Here is a 24,322-nt window from a genome sequence, read left to right as displayed (position 1 = left end):
AACGGAAAATTCAAAATGACTAGCCAAAAAAACATAAGGAGCTAAACAAATGAAGATAAGTGGACTCAATTACGTTTCCAAAATTGCTTTATCATTTTTACTTGTAGTTTCCATGATTTTCCCTCACTTTGCAATTATAAAGGCAGAAACAACAGGTACTATTGGGGTTGGTGAAGCAATCAGTCAGTTTGATGCAGCTTCAGCTAAACCAGATGTTACAGTAGAGGGTTATATAGTAGGTTTTGCGAAAAGTGAAACCTCTTATGTAGTAGAAGCTGAAACGGATACGAATATCGCCATCGCGGAGACTCCGGGTGAAAGCGATGTAACGAAAATGATTTACATTCAATTACCAGCATCATTCAGAGCCGAATTCGGATTAAAAACGAATCCTGGAAATCTTGGTAAAAAAGTAGTAATAACAGGTTCGCTGGAAAAATACTTTGGTAACCACGCAGGATTAAAATCACCTAGTTTCATTCAGTTTGTTGGTAATGATTCACCTGATCCAGAAGAACCGACACAAGTAGCAACTGTCAAAGCTTCCCCAACAACCGGCGAAGTTTATGCAGGTACAAAAGTAACGCTAACAACGGCTACACCGAGTGCAACAATTTATTACACAACAGATGGTTCTGAACCGACGACAGAAAGTACAGTTTATAATTCATCATCAGGTATTGTTATCAATGAATCATCGACGATCAAGGCATTCGCGACAGCAGCAGACTTGGACGATAGCGAAGTTGCAACATTTGTCTACACAATCAAAACAGCACCAACAGCCATCACAATTGAAGAGGCACGTAATAAAGCAATTAATGAGGAAGTAATCGTTTCTGGAATAGTCACAGCAAAGCTGGAAACAGCAACAGCGCATATCCAGGATGAAACGGGTGCAGCGATTGCAATTTACCCAGTAGATAGTCTTACAGCAAAAGTTGGAGACCTTGTTACCGTTCAAGGTAAAGTCGCTGAATACAGCGGGCTGAAGCAGCTGACGAATATTTCTCTTGTAGGTACACCGACTAATTCAACAATACCGGAGCCGCAAGTTATCACAAGCGCAGGTATTGCAGAAAACAATGAATCTCGTTTAGTAACTCTAAAGAACGTAGAGATTACCGGGTCTGGCCAAAACTTCACGGGAACAGATGCAGCCGGCACTTTTGCAATTTATGATAAATTAAGAGATTCAGGTTTAGTAAGTGGAAAAACATATGGGGAAATTACAGGGATTGTTGGTCAATATACAAACCATCAGCTTCTTCCAATCCGTATTATTGAAGATACAACTAAAGTCCAGGATGTCCAAGCTTCACATACAGGTGGAGTAACAGCCGGCACGAGCGTAACACTTACTACAACTACAGAAGGTGCGAAAATTTATTACACAGTGGATGGTTCACTACCAACTACAGCAAGTACAGAATATACGGAACCTATCACTGTTAATGATGCGATGACGATTAAAGCTATTGGGGTTAAAGAAGGCCTAACTAGCAGCGCGGTTGCAACATTCGTTTATGAAATCATTGATACCGACAATGCGACGATCAGCGACATTCAAGGGGCAAGTCATACTTCGCCGTATGCAGGGTTACAAGTGAACGATGTAGATGGTGTCGTAACGTTTGTAATTGACGCTTCAAATTTCATTATGCAAGAAAATACACCTTTTGATGGTGTGAAATCGACTGCGATTAAAGTGAACAAATCAGCACATGGTGTAGCAGTGGGAGATGCAGTGAAAGTAACGGGTACTGTAAATGAAGTCGGCGGAAATACACGTTTAAAAGATACGCAAATTGCTGCGAATAAAATCGAAAAAACAGGTACGAATGCTGTTCCTGAAACACTTGTTATCGGTGAAGATTTATTCCCGCCAAACAGAATAATCGATAATGACAGTTTTGCAATTTTTGACCCGCAGGAAGATGGAATCGACTTCTGGGAGTCAATTGAATATATGCTTGTATCATTCCCAGACGCAAGAGTTGTAGGGCCGATGTATAACAATGATTCACCAATCGTCGTTCCTAGTACAACAAACAATACGTTTAACAACAATGGCGGGTTAAATATTGCTGCCGATGATTACAACCCTGAAAAGATTATGCTTGAAGGGGTATCAGGGAAAAACTATGAATCAGGCGATCGCTTTAATGATGCGCTGATCGGTTTTGTGGAGAACTTCTCTGACGGATACCGCCTGAATACGAATAAAGTTTTCCCGGAAGTAACAAAAGCCAATATTCAGCAGGAAGTAACGCATCTTGAGCCCGTAGCGGACAAGCTGAATCTGGCATCTTACAATATCGAAAACTTTTCGAATAACAAGGATAATACATCCGATGAAAAAGCAGCAAAAATTGCTTCAACATTTGTAAATAATATGAAGTCACCGGATATTATTACTTTAGTGGAAGTCCAGGATAATGACGGTCAGACCGATTCAGGTAATGCCGATGCATCAGAAAGTTACTTGCGTTTAATTAACGCAATTAAAGTAGCGGGTGGTCCTCAGTATGACTGGATTGATGTTATGCCGATCAATAATACAAGCGGTGGTGCACCAGGCGGAAATATCCGTGTAGGGTACTTGTACAACCCTGAACGTGTATCACTTGTTGAAAGTACAATTGGAACAGGAGAGCAGGCGAATGCATGGACAGAAGCAGGCAGCCTTGCATTGAATCCAGGTTTTGTGAATCCTTCAAAATTCGAAGATACACGTAAACCGATTGCGGCAGAATTTGAATTCCAGGAAGAACGTGTTGTCGTTATTGGTGCACATTTAAATTCCAAAGGCGGGGACGATTCGTTATGGGGCCCAACACAGCCACCGGTTTTAGGATCTGAGCCGGAGCGTATTGAGCTTGCACAGGTAATCAATGACTTCATCGATGAAGGACTTGCAAAAGATCCGGACGTAAATATAGTTGTAGCAGGTGATATGAATGACTTTGAATTCACACCGGCTCTTGAAACGTTAAAAGGTGACGTTTTGACAAATATGGTGGACAAGGCACCTGTGGAAGACCGTTTCAGCTACTACTTCCAAGGTAACAACCAAGTACTGGATCACATTTTAGTATCGAATAATCTTGCGGAAGTAACGGAGATTGATATGATTCATATTAATGCAAACTTTACTGAAGCGCAGGGCCGTGCATCTGACCATGATCCGGTATTAGTTCAAATTAATTTGAAGTCCGATAAAGAAGAAACACCGGAGCCAATCGTACCGGAAAATGTGTACGATTATAAAAACTATAAAACAGGAAAGTTAGTTATGAACCGCCCAAGTATTTCACTTACATTAGGTGAAAATACACATATTAAAAACGGCATTGCGGTATTTAGTGAATATGCGGAATTCCACGGTACAGGGTTTGCAGACAAAACTGTAACGATCAGTCCGAAAAAAGGAAATGCGGTTATTGATTTTAAAGGAACGAAAATAGGTAAAATCATTATTGAAGGTAATCATGTAAAAGAGATACGCAACCTGCCATCTGATGCGAATATTACGTATACAAAAGGAGCATCACCAGATACAATTGAGTTCAAATAAATTATAACCTAAAGCATTACCAAATCAGGGGAAATGATTTGGTGATGCTTTTTTACTGATTAAATACATAAATCCCTAACAAGATTGTCATAAATATGATGCACAAGCTTAAAAAGTGTAAGCATCGCTATGTTATAATACTAGCAATTATATTATATCAAATATACGTGTCTATATTTGGACTAGGAGATTGTATGTTTTCGTTACGAAATATCGTCAAATTAAAATATTTATTTATTTCTGTCATTGCACTTGCCTTTGTACTTTCTACGCTAGTCGGTGTGTACAGTAACTACAAAGGAAATTTGAAATTAATGCAGGAACAGACACTGGAAAATAATCGAGTATACGCCTTGAAATTAGCGGAAACAGTCGATAAATTTATTGTACATGCAACAAATACGATGCGTTACAGTGCAGAACAGATTGGCTATAACTTCAATAATATGAACGAATTGCAGGAAGAAGCAAAACGCCTATATATACAAGGAGATACTTTTAGTTCGGTCCTGATTGTTGATGCGGAAGACAACATTATGGTGAATGCCCCGCAAAAACTCGGTGAAGCTGGAAAGAAGGTTTTATCACTAGAAGGATTGGAGAACTATAATAAATATGAGCCTTTCATTTCCGATCCGTTTATTTCGCCAACCGGACGTAAATTAATTGTTATTTCGATGCCGATTTATGATGAGCAAGGAATATTCAAAGGGGTTTTAAGCGGGAACATCTACTTATATGAATCGAATATTTTTGAATCGATTCTTGGTCAGCACCCTTATGAAAATGGCTCTTATGTATATGTTGTAGATACGCAAGGGGAAATCATTTATCATCCGAATAAAGCGCGGTTGGGGGAAGATGCTTCGGAAAATGAAGACGTTGTCCGTTTATTAAATGAAAAACAAGGTGCATTAACATTTGTTAATACACTTGATCAGCCGATGCTTGCCGGATTTAGCCAAAGTGAAAAAACACGATGGGGAATTATCGTGCAAACACCATATGATGCAGCGCTTAGTATGGTCTGGCAACAGGTTGTAAGTGTATTTAAAATTGGTTTACCATTCATTATATTTTCAACGATTATCGTTTTTATATTGGCTAGTCAAATTGTTCGCCCCCTTGAAAAAATAGCGGAGATCTCAGGAGACAGTGTAAAAGAGCAAGAGATGAATAAATTGAAAGATATACGTGCCTGGTATTATGAAGTGTATAAAATACAAAAAGCACTCATCCACAGTTTCTCAATTTTACACGGTAAAGTGAATACACTGAAAGAAGAAACAACAACAGATTCACTGACGAAGCTATTGAACCGCCATACTTTCGAGGAGAAAATTAAAGTGCTTACAGTGCAGAAAAAAGACTATACTCTGGTAATGTTGGACGTGGACTGGTTTAAATCAATTAATGATACGTACGGGCATGTTAAAGGGGATGAAGTACTGCAAGCTTTGGCAAGTAAATTAAAAGAGTCATTAAAAGAAAATGAATTAGCCTGTCGTTACGGAGGAGAAGAGTTTATTCTTGTTTTTACAGAAACGACGGTTGAAGAAGCTTATGAACGCGTTGAATCGCTTCAGGAAAAAGTGCTGCAAATTATCAGTCCTGCTGGAGAAAAACTCACATTTTCGGCTGGTATTTCGAATTATCCGCTACATGGTGACCAATTAAAGGACATCATTGTAAAAGCGGATGAAGCATTATATAAAGCGAAAGAAAACGGGCGGAATCGTGTGGAAGTGACAAATGCATAATTTAAAAATCCAGTCTCTTTTATGAACAAAGAGAGACTGGATTTATTAGTTTAATAGAAATTAATCGTAAAGTAGGGACTCTTATTGCTGCTGTACTCCAAGCCTACAATCGCATTTTTATAGGCAGGCTGCAATAAATTTTCTCGGTGCCCTTTACTATTCATAAAGCCTTCGTGTGCATAAATGACATTGTAGTGACCATACGAAATATTTTCGCCCCAAGTTCTCAGCTCGGCTTCACTCATCCCTCCGCTGATCATCCTGTCCTTTGGTTTTGCTCCTGAAAGACTTGTGTGAGAGAAATAGTTGTTATCGATCATATCTTTACTATGCTTACGAGCAATCGCTGCCCATTGCGGTGAATGTGTAAGCGGATCAACACCTTCAGCAGCACGTGCCTGATTCATAAGTTCGACCATCAGCTGTTCGGAATGCTTTTGCGTATCCGATATATCTCCGTAATAGCCATCTTTGTTTACTTCATAGTCTTTATGGACATAAAGGATTGAGCGAATGACATTCTCTTTATGAATATCATAGAAAAATGTTACGTAATAGTCATCTATTAAATAGAAATTATATTCACTGGAAGCTTGCGTATTGTAAATGACATTTCCGCGGCGTACATTTGCATTTTTTGTACCGTACTTCGCTTTTACGTCGCTTGCATTATTTATGCCGATTTGCAGGTCCTGTGCACCAAAGAAGCTTTTTCCTTGTTTTGTCATATATCGTGCAACAATCTTATTGTTATCGACACCTTCTAATTCAAACTCCAGATTTTTTCCTGTTTGCTTCCACGCAAAGTCATACTCACTATTGTACGTTGCTGTAGCAGATTCAGGTTTTTCAGCAGTAGGAGGCGCTGGTTCGCTGATTACTTGACCGGTCGTTTTAAAACTCAGTGCCCGATATAAAAATGTTGCCATTTGTGCACTTGTGACATTATTATTCGGTAAAAACTGATTTTTTTCATTGCCGGTCGTAATTCCGTGACTCGCCAAAATGTTTACATAGTCATAGTACCAGCTGGATTTTGAGACATCTTTAAAGCTGACCGTCGTACCGCCGTTCAGTTTCAAGCTTTCTACTAAAATCTTGGATAGATGCGAGCGCTTTACAGGCTGGTCCGGATTGAAATTGCCATATTCGTCCCCATCAAAAATGCCTGATTCATAAGCCCAAATAATCTCCTGTGCAAAAGGAGTTGAATTTGTTACATCTTTAAACTTCCCGTTATAAGAACGTACTTTAGGAATGGCCAGGGCCGAATCACTTGAAAGAATCGTTTGGAGAATTTTCGATGCTTCTGCCCGTGAAACAGGTTTGCTGAAATTGAATTGATTGCCTGATTTATAATCATACACATTTAAGTTATTTAAATATTGGATGGCTTCCGTATGGGAATTTCGGCTATTTTCTACATCATAAAAAGTCTTTTTCGCAAAAACGTCATCACTCGCTACAAATAATGCGGATGCGAACAAAGTAGAGGCTATGAAACTTTTTGTGATCTTTTTCATTCGTTTCGACTCCTTTATTAAAACTCTATTTTCCGTGTCCTTTATTTTTTTGTCTATACCCGTACAGAAAGGCAACAAAACACGGTGTTATGTATATATAATAAAACGGCGGGAAAGAAGAGCATGTTCCCGCCGTTTCATATTTTATTTAATCAAATACCATAGTGCATCTTTCCATGTCGCATCAACATATGTCCATTCAAACGTACGTATTGGGTAAGGTCGGAATGTAGGGGCGAAAAGATTTTTTTCATCGCCGTCAATGAATATCTGCTGTGGTGCGATTGGAGCTGTAAATACCGCCGTGTCCTCTAAATCTTTGTCTTTCGCAGCGTCCTCTTTATTTGAATCTTCAAGTTCAACAGTTTGGATGCGCGGTTCAGTAACGACGGCCTCCTCATCAATAGCTTCTTCAACGACGTTTTCCTCAATTGGTTCGCCATACATGAACTCTTCTTGCTTAATTTCAGCTTTATGCTTGAACAGAAGGTCAACCGGTTCTAATCTAGTTTTTCCATCGTCGCCTACTGTATAAATAAGGTTTTGTGGATTGTCTTGATCATATTTTACAAGCCAATCCTCATCTACTTGGAAACTGTCATTTACTTCAAATGTCGTAATTGTCGCATCGGCAAGTATTCCAATCGGTGTTTCCGTTAACAAGTCAGTTGGTTCGATGCTAACTTCATAGACCGTATCATCCGGCTTTACTTTATCGTTCTTTTTCATTTCATTAAATGCAATGGAATCACGAGCTGGGATTTGCTGCTTCTCCAGTACGTCTCCATCAATGATCAGTTCGTCCTCTTTGCCCTCATTCAATACTACTGAAGCCTTTTGACCAATTTCGATTTCTTTCCAGTCTTCATGTTTCACATATGCGACAAACTTCTTTTCTAGTGATTGAATTTGGAAGATAATCGAATCGCCCTCAAGAACGATATCCTTAATGATTCCGTCAACTGGTGTCGTTAAGGAATTATTATTATTTAACTGGGAAATCATACTATCCAAAATGCTGATTTGGCGTTCAGTTTCCGCAATGGAACGCTCAATAATCGCAATGCCTTCTGCTGTTGGCGTATTTTGTTCAATGCCAAGCTCCAGCGTTAAATTAATATTCCAGATATCGTTGTCACCAAGTGTTGTCGAATCGGTTGCAGTGCTCGGTGAGGAATTGTTATTTTCGTATTGCAGATCCGAAACAATTCTTTCTAATTCAGACAGTTCGTTTTCATACGCATCGCGATCTGTCTCAAGACGCGTAAGTTCACGTTCGGCTTCTTCCGGTTTATAAATGGCCAGCTCCGTTAATAGGCTTACACTTTGTCCTTGTGTAACAAGTACTTCACTAATTGATTGTACAGGAGCTGCGATGAAATGCTCCTGCTTCGCCGCAACAACGGCATCCGTTTCCAGAACTTTTTCATGATAATCGGCTACGGCAAACTGCACATTGTTAATATAGTAGTTTTTCATAATAATATCGTTGTCTTTTAATAGTAAATAACCATTCACTAAAACGAACAATAAGGCAACTGCGCTAAAAACCTTCACTTTTTTCGTCATACGCATTACAGACCAAGCCACCCTTCGATCCAAGTTAAAACAGGAAGAATGCTATACAGCGCAACAAGCGAGGCCAATACAATTTGAATAAGTGTTAACTTAAACAGCAACGCTTTCGGTCGATCTGTCCAATTCGATAAAAATATGTATTGAATCCATACCGCAATTATCGATGCAACTGTTAATTGGTTCAGGAAGAACAGTAAGTAGTCATGATAATATACGTAGGCCATCATAGGTGCCAGTGAAAACATGGTGAACTGTGTAGAATATCCTGCAATTGCAAAAATGATCACCGTCAGTAATTTTTCAAGGACAATGAAGAAGATGACGTAAAGCTGTATTTTTCGAATCCATCCATAATCAATATTTGTCAGTAAATGAATCAAATATGTAATGATGTAATAATGAATGATAAAAAATAATATACCGGCTAGAATCGCACCGATTAAAGACATCAGTCTGGCAAAACTATATAAATCTCCTTCACCATTTACAAGTAGTGCCGTTAAATCGGTTGTATTCATCCCCCAGAAGTTGCGGATGATAAAAAACAGCAATGTGAAACCAAAAATAGCCAGCAAAACTCTCCGATACCCTCTAAGCCTTTGATCTTCGCTACGTTCAATGTTATGTATGAGTTGCGATGGGTGTGAAAGATGATGCCAAAACTTGTACTCGAACATAAATTCACCTCAATAATTTTATTAACATATGCTTAATACCCTAACTTGAAGAAAATAACACATATATTAACAGTGTAATAGAAATCTAGTTTCATTATAATCCTTATTGCAAAGTAAGTGTAAAAAGTATGTAAATTTTGAGGTAGAGACTATGTGAATTAAGAGAGAAATGCTATTTTTAGGAAAGGCAGAAAGAAAATATAGATGGTTACATTTCAAAAATAGTCTTAAGGAGTTAGCTGGCGATGAATTCAACAAAGCAAAATCGAATCAGATCACTTATCGAAATATTTTTGGTTTCAACACGTTTAGGGCTGACATCCTTTGGCGGACCAACTGCTCATCTAGGTTATTTCCACGAAGAATATGTACGAAGAAGAAAGTGGATGGATGAAAAAAGCTATGCCGATTTAGTAGCGCTATGCCAGTTTCTTCCTGGTCCTTCGAGCAGCCAAGTGGGAATCGGCATTGGAATTATGCGCGCTGGTATAGTAGGGGGCATTACATCTTTTATTGGATTTACATTTCCATCAGTAGCGGTGCTTATCGCATTCGCATTACTTATGACGGGTTTTGATGTTGGTAATGCCGGATGGATTCATGGATTGAAGATTGTGGCAGTGGCCATCGTTGCACATGCAATTATCGGAATGGCTAAAAGTCTGACACCCGATTTGAAAAGAAAGGCCATTGCAATCGTGGCATTACTTGTGACGACTCTATGGCAAACAGCCTTTAGTCAAGTAGCGGTTATTATTTTTGCCGCAGTAATAGGGTATCTTTTGCTGAAACGAGACAATGATGGTACAGAAGCTCAGTCGCGTTTTCCGGTTTCGAAACAGATTGGAGCGATTTGCCTTCTTGTGTTTGCCGGCTTACTGGTAGCTTTGCCTTTGTTGAAAGAGATGACAGGTTCTTATTGGGTAGCAATGTTTGATAGCTTTTACCGCTCTGGTTCTTTTGTTTTTGGTGGGGGACATGTCGTGCTGCCATTACTGGAAAAAGAATTTGTCCCAACAGGCTGGATGAGTGAAGAAGCGTTTTTAGCGGGATATGGTGTTACACAGGCAGTACCGGGACCTCTCTTTACATTTGCCGCTTATTTAGGTACGGTCATGAATGGCTGGCAAGGTGGAGTAGTCGCGACAGTTGCAATATTTTTACCGGCGTTTCTTTTAGTGGTCGGGGCACTGCCGTTTTGGGATCAACTACGCAACCATCCGAAAATTACAGGTGCCATCATGGGTATGAATGCCGCTGTTATCGGTATTTTAATTGCCGCATTGTATTCTCCAATCTGGACTAGTTCAATCTTGGAGGCGAATGATTTTGCGTTGGCCGTAGTGTTATTCAGCATGCTTGCTTACTGGAAAATGCCGCCTTGGATTGTCGTTGTTACCGGGGCGGTAACTGGATTGGTACTTTTATAGAAAGAGGAAGCTATCTTTAGCGTCAGAGATAGCTTTTTCTTTTTTTTATGTGGTATCTACTTTATATGTGTTTTGTTCAATTTATTGTAGGAAACTTTCTAATTCTTCAGCGAATGTTCTACATTGCCTCACTAACAGTCTATATTTCGGCGCATACATTCTACTTTCTTAAAAAGATGAATTAGTGACATATAATTTTAATGGGATTAGAGTTCTATATTTGTAATTAATATACTAATAAGGGAATCATGAATATATCATTTTTATGTTGATTTACAATATTATGAGAATATGAAAATTATATTATAAAACTAATTATTACCATGTAAAATAATAATTACCAAATAATATTACTTAAAGTTCTGATAATTAAAGTATTGATATTACTGGTATTAGTTGGTTTACTTTATTTTTCCTAAAATAGCATTGACATAAAAAAATCTTACTAATATACTTATTAATGTTATCGTAATATACGAGACAACATTTGTTAAAATGATAAAAAATTGTTTTTATTGGAGGAAATCATTCTATGGCTAACCAACCTAAGAAATATACTAAATTCGTAGCAGCTGCTGCTACAGCTACTCTTGTAGCATCTGCAATCGTTCCTGTAGCTTCTGCTGCTGGATTCTCAGACGTTGCTGACACAAACTCACATGCTGTGAACATCAATGCATTAGTTGATGCTGGCATTATCCAAGGATACCCAGACGGCACATTCAAACCAAACCAAGAACTAACTCGCGGCCAAGTTGTAAAAATGTTAGGTAAATGGGTAGAAGCTCAAGGTTTCGAAATCCCAGCTGACTACGCAACAAAAGCTCGTTTCAATGATGTAGCTGTTGATGCTAAAGACCAAGAATTAGTAAAATATGCTGCATTAGTAGCTGATACTGGTGTATTCAACGGTTCTAACGGTGCATTAAACGCATCTGGCAAAATCACTCGTGAAAACATGGCTCTAGTTTTAGACCGTGCTTTCAAAGCAATCAACGATACTACTTTAGTAGAATTAGCTACTGAAATCGAAGACGTTAAAGTTGCTGACTTAGCAACAGCTAAAGCAGAAGCTCGTGAAGCAATCCAAGCTTTACGTGACTTAGGTATTACTGTAGTTGAAAACTTCAACCCTAAAAACACAGTAACTCGTGGTCAGTTCGCTTCATTCTTAAACAAAACTATCAACACAGCAGTTGAGTTAACTGTTAAAGAAGCAGTAGCTGTAGATGCTAAAACTTTAAATGTTACTTTATCTGATAATTCTACTCATGTAGTTGAATTAGAAAAAGCTTTAGAAGCTAACGAAGCAACTAAAGTAACTTTCACAATCGACGGTAAAGAGTATACTGCTACAGTAACTTTCAAAGTTGAAGCTCCAAAAGTAATGTCAGTTAACATTGTTGACGGCGTAACTGTTGAAGTTAAATTCAGCGAAGCAGTATTAAAATCTGATATTAATAACAAAGTGTCAATCCAAGGCACAACTTTAGATACAGCTACATTATCTGAAGATGGCAAAACATTAACGTTAAACTCTGCAACAGCAATCAACGTTAAAGATGCTGCTGTAGTAGTAGAGCCAATCCGTACTGCTAAAGATCGTTTAGTGAAAACTGCTAAATATGTATCTGTAGTTACTTATAAAGATGAAGTTGCTCCAACGATTGCTTCTGTAAAAGCAACAACAAAAGGTAAAGCTACTGATACAGTAGTAGTTACATTATCTGAAAAAGCAACTATTGGATCTGCAAAAATTAACGGTGTAGATGTAGCATCTGGAAACATTAAAGTTGACGGCAAAACTGTTACTTTAGAAGGCGTTACAGTTGAAGCTGGTAAATCTCACACTGTTGAATTATTCAACGTTGAAGATAAAGCTGGTAACAAATCAGTTAAAGCTTCAAAAACATTTGAAGTATCTGTAGACACTGTAGCACCAACAGCTACAATCGAAGCTGCTGGCGACAACACTATTTTAGTAACTTTCGATAAATCAATGAACGTTGCTTCTGTAAAAGCTGCATTAGTTAACGGTATTGTTAAAGATGAGTTACTAGGTGCTGTAACAAGTGATACTGCAACTGTTGTTGAAAAATCTGACAACAAACAATTCTTAGTAGAATTAAAAGACAACACAATCTTTGCTAACAAAGATTCACGTACTTTTACAGTAGTATTAGGCGGTACAATGACTGACGCTTTAGGTAACAAGTTTGCTGCTACTACAAAATCTGTTACATTAACAAAAGACGCTGTTAAACCAGTAGCAACTGGCTATGACATCATTGTTGATGAAGATGGTAAAGTAGAAGAAATCGTTGTAGAATTCAACGAAGCATTATCTGCTAAAACTGGTATCAACTTCGGTGATATCGCAACTGTAGTAAACGCAGAAGGTAAAGTAGACTCTACATTAGATACATTAACTGGTTCAGTTGAAAAAGGTTCTAAGAAAGTATCATTCAAATTTGCTACTCCTGTATTAGTTGAAGGTAAATTAGCTGTAACTTTCAACAAAGATTTAGTTACAGACTTATCATTAGCTGCTAACAAAGCTGATGCATTCAACATGACATTTGATTTCGGTACTGCTAAAACTTCAACTGAATTTGAAATGGCTGCAGGTGCATTTGATACAACTACTGCTGATACTATTAAAGTTACATTCCCAGAAGCAGTTAAAGGTGGCGCGGTAGCAGGTTCTGCAACTGATTTAGCTAACTACACATTAGATGGTAAAGCATTAACTGGTGCAACTATTACTATCTCTGCCGATAACAAAGTAGCAACAATTAAATTAGCTGAAGGTACAATCACTGCTGATAATAAAACAGCTGTAATGAAAGTATCAAACGTTCAAAACTTAGCAGGTAATAAAACTGTTAAAGCTTACGAGCAAACAATTGCTGTACAAGATACAAAAGCACCAGAATTAACTTCTGCTGTAATTGTTGATAATGAAACTATTGAATTAACTTATAATGAAGCAGTTCAATTTGGCGGTACATTCGCTTCTGACTTCTCATTAATCGTTGATGGTCAAGTTTCAACTGTAGCATTATCAAATGCTGCTGTAGTAGCTGGTAAAGAAAACACATTACGTGTAACTCTTTCTGCACCAATTAACTTCTCATTAGTTGATACTGTTGCTGTAAAAGTAATCGATAACGCATCTGTTACAGATAAAGGCGAACGTAAAAACGCTCAAAAATTAAACATCGAAGTAAAAGCTAAGTAATATTAGTAATTTCGATTTTAGCTCCCTCTATTTTAATAGAGGGAGCTTTTTTTGTGAGAAAATTTGTAAATCCCTATAAAATTCTATACAATATTTACTATGGAGGGATTTTTATGCATTTTTTTAGTCAATTGAAAATAAATGGACTTCTATTAGATGTTCAAGGCTTTTTTCAAACAAAAATGAATATCCTTGAAATTCATTGTAAGGAAGTATTATCGTTATTTAGAAATTGGAAATATGAAGAAGTAATAGTTGAGGAATTAGCTTTTATAGATAAGGATCAAACTATTTATTCAGACAGTACAAATTTAGTAATCGCTGAAGTTAGTCATAATCAAATAAAGTTTCTACATATATAAAATAAGAGAATAGAAATTGGAGGCGTTACATATGAAAGTTCATACTAAATTTCTAGCATCTGCAACAGCAGCTGTTCTAGCAGCAACGGCTATTGTTCCTGTAGCAAGTGCGGCATCGTTTTCTGACATTAAAGGCAGTGGTCATGAGAATGCGATTACTTCATTATCGGAGCAGGGCATTATCGGAGGTTATCCGGATGGCACATTCAAGCCGAATCAAAACCTGACGCGTTCAGATGTTGTAAAACTACTGGGGAAATATTTAGTTTCATTGGGGCATGAGGTTCCGAAAGATTATAAAACGAAAATGCGCTTTACAGATTTAACTGCGAAATCTCAGGATGAATTGTTGCAGTATGCGGCATTAGTAAAGGATGTTGGTGTTTTCCAAGGAAGTAATGGGGCACTTATGCACCGTGACCAGTTACGCCGTGACCAGATGGCAACTGTTTTAGTGCGCGCATTTAAAGTCATCAATGATTTCGATTATGTGGAAACAATGAAAGAAACAGAATATAAATCGAATATTAGTGATTTAAATCGAACAACTGTGGAACATCAGGAATCAATAGAAACAATGGCTTATTACGGTGTGACAAAACAGAAAACATTCAATCCGAAAGATCCGACAAAGCGTGGTCAATTCGCTACATTCCTGTACAATATGCTGCAAATCGAAGTACCTAAGCCTGAACCGGAAAAGCCGGCTTTAACAATTAAAAAAGTAGAAGTACAATCAGCAGACAAACTGCGTATTACGCTTTCTGATGATAAGGCGTATATTGTTACATTAAAAACGCCGTTAGTGGAAAATGTGGATACTGAAGTTACTTTTGATGTTAACGAACAAACATTTACTACAAAAGTGAAATTCGAAGTACCTGATCTGAAAATTTCTTCTATAACAAATCCAAATGGTGGGCAAGTAGAGATTACATTCAATCAGCCTGTTAAACTTGGGGCAGAGTTAAATACGGCTGCAATTAATAAGTTAGTGGCCGTTACAGGTGTTGATCGTCTCGGACAAGTACAATTGTCAAAAGGCCAATTAAGTGAAGATAAGCGCACATTGACGGTGACAATTAATGCGACAACTGGATTAGAAGGACGTTACCGTGTCGTTGTGGATGGCATTGAATCGGCAACATCAAAAAAGCTTATTAAATATGATGATATTGCAACATTCGTACCTGATAAAACAGCACCGGGCGTTTTAAAGGTAGAAAATGTTTCGGCTACTAAAGTAAAAGTGGTTTTTACAGAACCGGTAACAAATCCTATTGGGGTTACTCAATTTAAATTAGCAAATGGTACGGTAGTGTCAGGTATTCAAGGAACAATTGAAAAAAACGCTACAGAAGTTATTTATGATTTATCGGCGGCGACTGCAAAAGGGCAAATTTTAGCGCCAGGCACAGCAATTTCTGTCACATTTGGAACAATTATTGATATTTCGAATAACCTATCTTCACCAAACCCGTTAACTACGTATATTACAAAAGGGGATAAAGATGGGGTTGTACCAACGTTAACAAATGTTACGCAACTAGGTGCAAAAAAGTTCAAGTTAACATTTTCTGAGGAAGTTCGCGCAATTGTACCCGCAGATATTACCATTGCTCAAAATACGTATTCACCGGGAATTACTAGTATTGTTAAAGATAAAGAGGAGGCCAATTCCTATGTTGTTACGACGAATGGTTCATTAAACGGATATACAACTATTTCAACGACACCTGGACGCTATATTACAGATGTTTCCGGAGAAGTGAATGTATTTTCCACAGCTTACAACTTTGTAGCTGATACAACTGTCCCGTCTGTTGTCAGTACTAATGTTGTAAAAGATAAAGGAATCGAATATTTAGAGTTTACGTTTGATCGTAATGTAGAAACAGCGGCCTTTGCACAAGTGACACTATCAGGCAGCTATATTTCAAATGGATATACGTATCCATTAGCAAATTCTTTAGTAGGGCAGCTTGAAAAATCAGCAACAAACGACAAAACAATCCGAGTCCGCCTAAGTACATTAACAGGGCTGACATCAAATTCTGGCTACACATATTCAGTTGGTGCTACGTTTACAGGTGTTACTAGTGAGTATGGACAGGCGGTAAATCCTGCCTACCAAGTGAATTTTGTACGTGGTTCGGATTTTGCACAAAATGAAGAAAAGCTTTCCGTTTTAAGTGTGGAAACTTCCTATAATGCTAGACAGGGTACGGTAATTGATAATAAAACGATTGTGATTACGTTCTCGACATATGTGGACGGTGTTACGGCATCGAACCTGCAGAACTATGTTTTGGAAGGTTTGACAATTCAGCGTGCAGTCGTGAATCATAATGAGCCGCATAAAGTATATTTAACAATCAAGGAAGGGGATATTAGCTTCCCTCGCGGCACGAATTTAACAATCAGCAATTTACGGGCATTAAATTCAATCGTCACAATGGAACCTAAAACTGAGCTGGTTTATTTAAATGAAAATATCGCACCGCAATATGTTTATCATAATATTACAGGAACCGATACAATCACTCTTTCATTTAATGAAGCAGTGAAAAATGTATTGAATCATTCATTTGAAGTAAAAGTGGGCGATTTAGCAGTGCCGATTTCACAAGTATATACGACAGGTAGTAACAATGAACAAGTGGCAATCCGCTTAGCCCAACCGTTAAAAGCAAACCAAGTTGTCACTGTTTCCCAAACTGGCACATCAACAGTTAGTGATCTGGCAAATAATAAACTTGTTCTTTCACCGATTCAGTTTACCGTTCCTACGAATATTAATTACTAATTTTTGGAGCATATCTATTTCGATAGATATGCTTTTTTATATCTTTATAATACTTTCTGGTTATTTTAACGGAATTATGTTTATATTCAAATAATTTGTGGAATTGGAAAGGTTGTAAGCAAGTTTGAAGAAGATGCAATATATTTCATTGTTTTACAAACTAGGAGGTTAATAAAGATGCAGAAAAAGTATAAGAAGTTTTTGACGACGGCAGCTACTGCGACATTAGTAGCTTCAGCAATTGTTCCGGCGGCAAGTGCGGCCAGTTTTTCGGACACAGCAGGAAATACTCATGAGCGTGCGATTGATTCTCTAGTAAACCAAGGCATCATTTCAGGATATCCTGATGGTACATTTAAACCGAATCGTACACTGACACGTTCGGATGTTGTAAAACTATTAGGTAAATACTTAGTATCACAAGGTTATAAAATTCCTTCAGATTATAAAACAAAAATGCGCTTTTCAGACTTGCGCAGCACTTCACAGGACGAGCTATTGCAATACGCGGCATTAGTAAAAGATAACGGTGTGTTTAACGGAAGTAACGGAAACCTGTTACCGGCAGATCCGATTACACGTGAAAATATGGCAGTTGTTTTAGTGCGCGCTTATACGAATATTAATAATTTTGATTTCCTTGGACATGTTATGAATCAGGATTTTAAAGAGGATGTCATCGATTATAACAGAGCGAAAGCGGAGGCGCGCTCTGCAATTAGAGTTTTGGATTACTATAACGTAACGGGCGTACCGAACTTCAATCCGAAAGGTAACACCACACGCGGCCAGTTCTCTTCATTCCTGTACAAATTGCTTCAAGTGGAAGTGCCGGGCGAAGGATTGAAAGCGGTTGAAGTTGTTGATGCCTCGACTTTAAAAGTTACACTGACTGATAACACGGAACATACTGTAAAATTGGATACACCTTTGGAAGCGGGCAAAGAAACGCCAGTTAAATTTAAAATCAACGGTAAAGAGTATGGAACGTCTGTCACATACAACGTTGCCTTAACAGTAAAATCAGCCGAAGCTACAGGTGCAAATAAATTAAAGGTGACTCTAAGCGACAACTCCGAGCATGCAGTTACTTTAGAAAATAACCTTCCTGAAAATGAGGAAACAACGGTTGAATTCAAAATTGACGGTAAAGATTATACGGCGAAAGTTACGTATGTCGTTACAGAAGTGAAAGTGGCATCTGTGAAAGCGCTTAATGCAGGACAAATTGAAGTGAAATTCAATCAAAGAGTCGACTTGCCTGCCAGCCTAACATCTGCGCAATTGGCAAATTATGTGACAGTATCAGGTGTAGATAATAATTCCGTTACTCTTTCGAGAGGGCAGTTAAGTGAAGATGGCCGTACATTGACAATCTCTACAAACGGGGCGGCAGCTTTATCAGGACGCTATCTTGTAAAAGTAAACAATGTGAAAAATAATGCCGGTACAACAGTTACTCCATATGATGACGTTGTCAATTTCGGTACGGATACAGTGGCACCAACGTTAATCAGTACAGTAAATCGAGATGCGAAAACAGTTCGTGTTACTTTCTCGGAGCCTTTGCGCGCATTTAGTAACAGCAGTATTACCTTCAGACTGGCGAACGGCACGAATGTAACAGGTATTACTGGAGAAATCGAAGCGGGTGCTACGTATGCAGACTTTGATTTATCAAATGCAATGGTAAATGGTCAGCCATTAGCGGCAAATACTTCAGTTACTGCAACATTTGCAGGACTGCGTGATATTGCAGGGAATTTCAGTACACCAAATCCGTTAACGACAAGCTTTACAATGGGCGGGGCTGATGGAGTTAAACCAACGTTAACGAGCATTTCACAAACAGGCCCAAAAACATTTAGACTTACATTCTCGGAACGAATTCAAAAACCGGCAGTCGGTGATCTGGAGTTGCGTTTAGGGAATTCGGCAAATGCGATTACGGCAATTGAGGCAGTGCCTGGTGATGACCGTTCATTTATCATTACTGCTACGAATGATTTAAACGGTGTATACAATATTGGCACAGCATCCGGCAGAACGATTACAGATATTTCAGGTGAAACGAATACATTTACGACTACTCATTCGTTTACGCTTGATACAGCAGCACCTGAAGTAACGTCAACTTCAGTAACAAGAGAGGGCAATTTCGAGTATTTAAATATTACGCTCAATAAACCAGTGGATTTGGTAACTGCATCACGTGTTACAGCTTCCGGCAACTATGTTAAAGGCGGTGTAACACATACATTCAATGGCACAGCGACAGCGTTAGAGTATAGAGAAAACGGCAATCGTGCTGTAGTACGTGTGAAATTGGACGATTTACTAGGTGCAGGCGACGCGGTTAATGCAACATATAATGTGACGTTATCATTCACGGAAGTAGACAGTGCGTATGGAGTAAATACAGCAAATAAAGCAGTCTCTTTCCAACGTACATCGGATTATTCAAACAATGACAATGTACTGGTTGTGCCAACTGTTACTACTTCGGTGACGGATTCAACATTGACGAACAATCAAGTGCGATTGAAGTTTAACCATGTGGTGGACGCAACTACCGCATCTGTTGCAAGCAATTATTCTATTCCAAATGCAAGAGTTACAAATGCTCAAGTTCCAAGTGATGCATTAGATACGGTTATCTTGACGTTATCACCAAATGAAACAACAGCATCCGGCGAGCGTAACTTAACGATTACTGGTGTGAAGGCAAAAGACTCCGTTGCCTCACAGCCGAACTTAACGGCAGTCGTCAATTTAAAGGAAAACATTCGACCAATGCTAAATTCAGCTCAATTTATTTCAGCAAACCAAATCGAGCTTACTTTTAGCGAAAACGTAAGCGGTCTTGATACAGATTCATTTGTAATTGTAAATGCTGCAGGAGCATCGGTTGGAATTGCATCAGTAGCAGGATCGACAACAGGCAATAAAGTAACGGTTACTTTAGCATCGAATCAACCGGTTAATACATCAGTTACAATTACACAAGGTGAAGGAATTGAGGATGTAGTTGATGAAGCAGGCAATGCGGTAGTTCATCCATTCACTTTATCACCAACGTTAAGAACAAACTAGGTTGCAGGTAGTGGCATATATGCTGGATTGCATATATGCCTTTTTTAAGGTTTTAAATCTTCTAATATAAGATGTAGATTTTCTAATAATTATGTGAAAGTTCTAATAAGTTGCCCGTTTTCTAATAAAAAGTTACTTTCTTCTAATAACTGTTCTTAAATTTCAAATATCCCTTTTCGAAGTTCTAATAAGCCAGTCGGAACTTCTAATATAGATGCTAATTGTTCTAATAAAATACTAAGAGCGAATAAATTAGCAGTACTATGGCTTAGATATAGTTGAATCCAATTGCTAAATATATGGAATTGCTAATATCAATAGCGAAAGTTCTAATAAAATGTAGAAATCATCGAATATGTTCAACAATCATTCTAATAAAATTAGTAAAGGTTTATGAGATGCCTGCTGTAAGATACCGTCTACATAAAACTATAAACTATTGTATAATTATGCTAACTAGTTTCAGAGGAAGGGTTGAAATAAATGAAAAAGTTTTTCTATGGCTCAATTCTTACTGCCGTACTTATTATTTCGAGTATTGTAGTAAGCGGTCATTCAGTACAGGCATATACAAATCCGTTTACCGATGTAAAAGAAACAAATTCCCATTCAAACGCAATAGTATCTTTATATAATGAAGGAATTATTACAGGCGTAACGAGTAAAACTTTTGAGCCTGGTAAATCGGCAACACGTGGGGATGCGGCATTATATTTAGCGAATGCATTAAATCTGCAAAATAGTACCGCACCAAATCCAGGTTTCAAAGACGTTCCAACATCAAGCAAATATTATAAAGCCATCTCTGCATTAAATAAAGCAGGTATTGTGAACGGTTATGGCGATGAATTCCGTCCAAACGCAACATTGACACGTTCCCAGTTGGCAAAGATGTTGACGATTGGCTTTGAATTGGAGCAATCTACTACTACAAAGACGAAATTTACCGATGTTAATAAGCTAACGGATACTGCAACGAAGATATACATCCAAACATTAGTAGATTACGGAATTACAAAGGGGACAACAGCTAGCACATTCAGCCCGAATATGAAATTAACACGCGCCCAGTTAGCGACATTTTTATTCAACGCGATTGAAGCAACTTCTGATGACTTTATTGTAATTGGAGTAGAATAATGGAGCTTTATATGCACTTGAGTCTTGTATAGGCTCAAGTGTTTTCTTTTGGGGGAATTGTGATGAGATTGAGATAATGAAGTAAGAGGTATAGAAAAAGTAGAAAGTTTATCTGAGAAACGAGAAAATCCTAAACACGAAAATGGACCCCCCCTCGACTGGGAGTAGAATCTTTTTATCGAAACTATGACCCGCAAAAGTAGAACTGCATCCCCGACGCTAGAACCCACCTCCCCAATAAAGAAATACCTAGTAAAGGAAGCGAGAATTACCATCGCTTCACGAAAAGTTGCATGCTAAACTTAATTTGAATATTACTATTCTATTAAAAGTTGTACATTTCAGTGAAATATATGGCGATATTCGGTATAATTTATACGTTATTGAAATAAAAGGAGGGAATCTGTCGAATGTTGAAAATTAAATCAGCACTGTTAGCCTCGCTACTATTTATATCCACAGCGCTACCAACCGCAACGTATGCAAATGTACAAGGCACAGTTGAAGCTGAAAATCCAACAGTACAAAATTCAACCACTACTACGACTCAAACTACGGATTCCGGTAATAATCCGGTAGTTCAAGAGGAGACAGTTACAGACGAAAATAAAGCGGAGTCTACTTCTGCGGACGAAAAAGCTGAACAGCCGACGACAACACCTGCTCAGCCAGAAACAACACAAACAGAAACATCTCCGAAAAGCGAGGAATCAGTAGAACAAGAGCAAGATTCTCCCGCAAATACTGAACAACCTGCAACAGATACAGAACAAAACGAGTCATCAGAGGAGCCAGCCAATCAGCCACAAGCGGGCGAGAAATTAACGGTTAAGCAGAAGCTTGCGGATGTACCGGATAGTTTCTGGGCAAAAAATGAAGTGATGCAGCTTGTGGAAATGGGCGTAATCGGTGGTTATCCGGATGCACAGTTCCGTCCCAATCTGAATATTAACCGTGGTCAGGCAGCGAACTTGTTTAAAGGTGCGTTAAAGCTGCCGGACGGTAAGTATCAAAACAAATTTTCAGATGTAAGTACGAAATCAAGTTTTTTACAAGGTGTATTTTCTACATATGAAGCTGGTATTTTTGGCGGTAAACCAGATGGACGTTTCGGTGTAGCGGATGCGTTAACACGTGAACAGATGGCGACGACTTTAGTACGTGCATTTGATTTGAAAGACACAGGTAAAGAACTGACATTTAAGGACTGGAACAGAATCAGTGAGTCACACCGTGAAAATGTTAAAATTCTAGCGCAGCACGGAATTACAACAGGACGTGAAGACGGCACTTTCGATCCGAAAGCAACGGTTAACCGTGTGACATTCTCGGTAATGCTTCACCGTGCGCTCGTGGCAACAGATAAAATTGCGAAAAACGAATATAAAGTACAAGCTGCGGAAGTATCTAGCAATTTTAAAAACAATCGTGAAGAAATGAACTTTGCACAAGTAACATCTGACGCAAATCCATTATATCTTCGTTCAACAGCTACGATTGTATTTAAAGGAACAACGACTGAAACTTACGGTGTTGCAAAGGATACAGTTTATAATTATGCCGTCGGAAACCAAGGCGCAACAGTAAAAGTAACAGTTCGCGCATTGGAAAACGGCGATGACTTTGTATTTACAACATTGACGAACAAAGGGAAATCAAAGCTGACTGTGGATTTATTCCAGAAAGCAACGAATGTAACAAATTATCGTTTGTACCGCTATGATCGTTTCCCGATCGAAAAGAATTCAGCCGATGTGTTTGGCTTTGACTCGTCATCATACCCAACAGGATTATTACGCATTATGGAGAACGAAAAGCTGGCAACAGATCGTATGGTCGGAAAAGCCTATCGTTCAAAGCAATTAACACAAAGCTATAAAGATACTGGCGGTACAAGCTATATGCGTGATCTGGAATCTGAGTACGAAGCGTATTCACAAGCATGGCTTGGCGAAGATTTATTCAGCTACTATACACTTGTTTCTAATGGCAACGATATTGTCGACACATGGTATATGAATTCAAATGAGCGTTTATTTAAAACAGATGAAAATATGAATGGCTGGATGCTTGAAACTGCGCTTAACTATAAGAAGCGTAACAACTGGTACACAGCAGAAGGTCCATACAATAAAATGGCGACAACTACAGAGCCAATGCCGAAATCTTACCAAGGGTTCGGCCGTAATCTATTGCTGGTAAAAGAAGACCGCGCACTTGTTTTATTAAAAGAACAGGGCGACCGTTATTTTGCAAACTTAGTGAAAAACTCGTTCATTAACTTGAATAAGTTTAAAGGCGACGCGACCTACTGGAAGACAGAAGTAACGAGTACGTATTTGAAAAACTTATTTGGCATTACTGCACCGTTTATCGATACACGCTTCAATGAGCAGATTGCGTTATTCTACTATAATTCCGGCGCAGAGTTTAATATGCCGAACTATAAAGAGCCATTACGTAATTATGCGGATCTTTTAGCATCGCGTAAACAGGCGGGGCATGTAATTAATGTCGCTAAAGACGCTTATTATATTTCGGATTATTTCCCTGTGAATCAGCAGGTGACAACACATGCATCGATGAACCATGTACTTGGGGGGATGAATGTTCTGTTGCTGGCATATAAAGAATTCCAGGATCCGAAGTATTTGGAAGCGGCAAAATCAATTAGCCGTGCATTGCAAATTGAGAAGAACAAGTGGATCCGTTCAAACGGAGATATTTGGTACCGAGTGAATCCAAAAGGTGAATTTGCGGGTGATGATTATCAGCACTTAACACTTGAAGACTTGATCAACTCTTATAAAAACTGGAAAGATGTAGATCCATCACAGTTACCGGTGTTTGAAGAGATGCTAATTTCAAAAGCGAATTATTTATCGAAAAACCGTTTAGGTCACACATACAAAATCAAAAACGGTCTTGAAGAAATCGGCATGTCCGAGTATTTACCGGAAGGCAAATTATATACAGACGCATTATAATAAGCAAAGCTGTCTAGAAAGTGTAAAAACTTTTTAGGCAGTTTTTTTGTTGGAAATTGACCACTTAATAAGATAATAGAACTAAGATTACTAACAAACTTTGAAAATATGCCGATATTTAACATAGGATTATGAACATATTTGAAGC

The 24,322-nt window shown here is 38.3% G+C and carries 12 protein-coding genes; 9 read left to right on the top strand and 3 right to left on the bottom strand.

All coding sequences use genetic code 11. The features are described 5' to 3' along the window. Positions 1-49 precede the first annotated feature (49 nt). Entirely contained in the window at positions 50-3,577 is a 3,528-nt protein-coding gene (locus ABS917_RS10720; protein ID WP_350478964.1) for a chitobiase/beta-hexosaminidase C-terminal domain-containing protein, read from the top strand. Positions 3,578-3,771: 194 nt separating this feature from the next. Continuing rightward, positions 3,772-5,337 (top strand): sensor domain-containing diguanylate cyclase, encoded by a 1,566-nt coding sequence (locus ABS917_RS10715; protein WP_350478963.1) that lies wholly within the window; start codon positions 3,772-3,774, stop codon positions 5,335-5,337. A 50-nt stretch (positions 5,338-5,387) separates the two neighbouring features. On the opposite strand, the gene ABS917_RS10710 is transcribed toward ABS917_RS10715, so the two are convergent. The 3 genes from ABS917_RS10710 to ABS917_RS10700 form a co-directional block, all read right to left on the bottom strand. After that, positions 5,388-6,860: an S-layer homology domain-containing protein gene (locus tag ABS917_RS10710; protein ID WP_350478962.1), complete on the bottom strand. Its 1,473-nt coding sequence runs from the start codon at positions 6,858-6,860 to the stop codon at positions 5,388-5,390. A gap of 144 nt (positions 6,861-7,004) precedes the next feature. Beyond that, entirely contained in the window at positions 7,005-8,435 is a 1,431-nt protein-coding gene (locus ABS917_RS10705) for an HlyD family secretion protein (RefSeq protein ID WP_350478961.1), read from the bottom strand. After that, positions 8,435-9,115 carry an amino acid transporter gene (locus tag ABS917_RS10700; RefSeq protein ID WP_350478960.1) on the bottom strand — a complete coding sequence of 227 codons (681 nt, stop codon included), beginning with the start codon at positions 9,113-9,115 and terminating at the stop codon, positions 8,435-8,437. Before ABS917_RS10700 ends, ABS917_RS10705 begins: the two co-directional genes overlap by 1 nt. Before the next feature lie 245 nt (positions 9,116-9,360). On the opposite strand from ABS917_RS10700, the gene ABS917_RS10695 reads away from it, so the two are divergent. The 7 genes from ABS917_RS10695 to ABS917_RS10665 all read left to right on the top strand — a co-directional run bounded on the left by ABS917_RS10695 (position 9,361) and on the right by ABS917_RS10665 (position 24,174). Next, positions 9,361-10,545, top strand: a complete 1,185-nt coding sequence (locus ABS917_RS10695) for a chromate transporter (protein ID WP_350478959.1) — start codon at positions 9,361-9,363, stop codon at positions 10,543-10,545. Between the two features lie 532 nt (positions 10,546-11,077). After that, entirely contained in the window at positions 11,078-13,786 is a 2,709-nt protein-coding gene (locus tag ABS917_RS10690) for an S-layer homology domain-containing protein (protein ID WP_350478958.1), read from the top strand. Between the two features lie 53 nt (positions 13,787-13,839). Beyond that, on the top strand, positions 13,840-14,148 hold the full coding sequence (locus tag ABS917_RS10685) for a hypothetical protein (protein WP_350478957.1): 309 nt from the start codon (positions 13,840-13,842) through the stop codon (positions 14,146-14,148). A 31-nt stretch (positions 14,149-14,179) separates the two neighbouring features. Next, positions 14,180-16,954: an S-layer homology domain-containing protein gene (locus ABS917_RS10680; RefSeq protein WP_350478956.1), complete on the top strand. Its 2,775-nt coding sequence runs from the start codon at positions 14,180-14,182 to the stop codon at positions 16,952-16,954. A gap of 177 nt (positions 16,955-17,131) precedes the next feature. After that, positions 17,132-20,047, top strand: coding sequence for an S-layer homology domain-containing protein (locus tag ABS917_RS10675; RefSeq protein ID WP_350478955.1), 2,916 nt, complete (start codon positions 17,132-17,134; stop codon positions 20,045-20,047). A 483-nt stretch (positions 20,048-20,530) separates the two neighbouring features. After that, positions 20,531-21,187, top strand: coding sequence for an S-layer homology domain-containing protein (locus tag ABS917_RS10670; RefSeq protein ID WP_350478954.1), 657 nt, complete (start codon positions 20,531-20,533; stop codon positions 21,185-21,187). 410 nt (positions 21,188-21,597) lie between these two features. Further along, positions 21,598-24,174 (top strand): S-layer homology domain-containing protein, encoded by a 2,577-nt coding sequence (locus ABS917_RS10665; RefSeq protein ID WP_350478953.1) that lies wholly within the window; start codon positions 21,598-21,600, stop codon positions 24,172-24,174. Positions 24,175-24,322 lie beyond the last annotated feature (148 nt).

It is taken from the genome of Solibacillus sp. (assembly GCF_040273735.1).
Taxonomy (GTDB): domain Bacteria; phylum Bacillota; class Bacilli; order Bacillales_A; family Planococcaceae; genus Solibacillus.
Note: the sequence above shows the minus strand (reverse complement) of the source record. Positions and strands in the feature narration are given on the sequence as shown.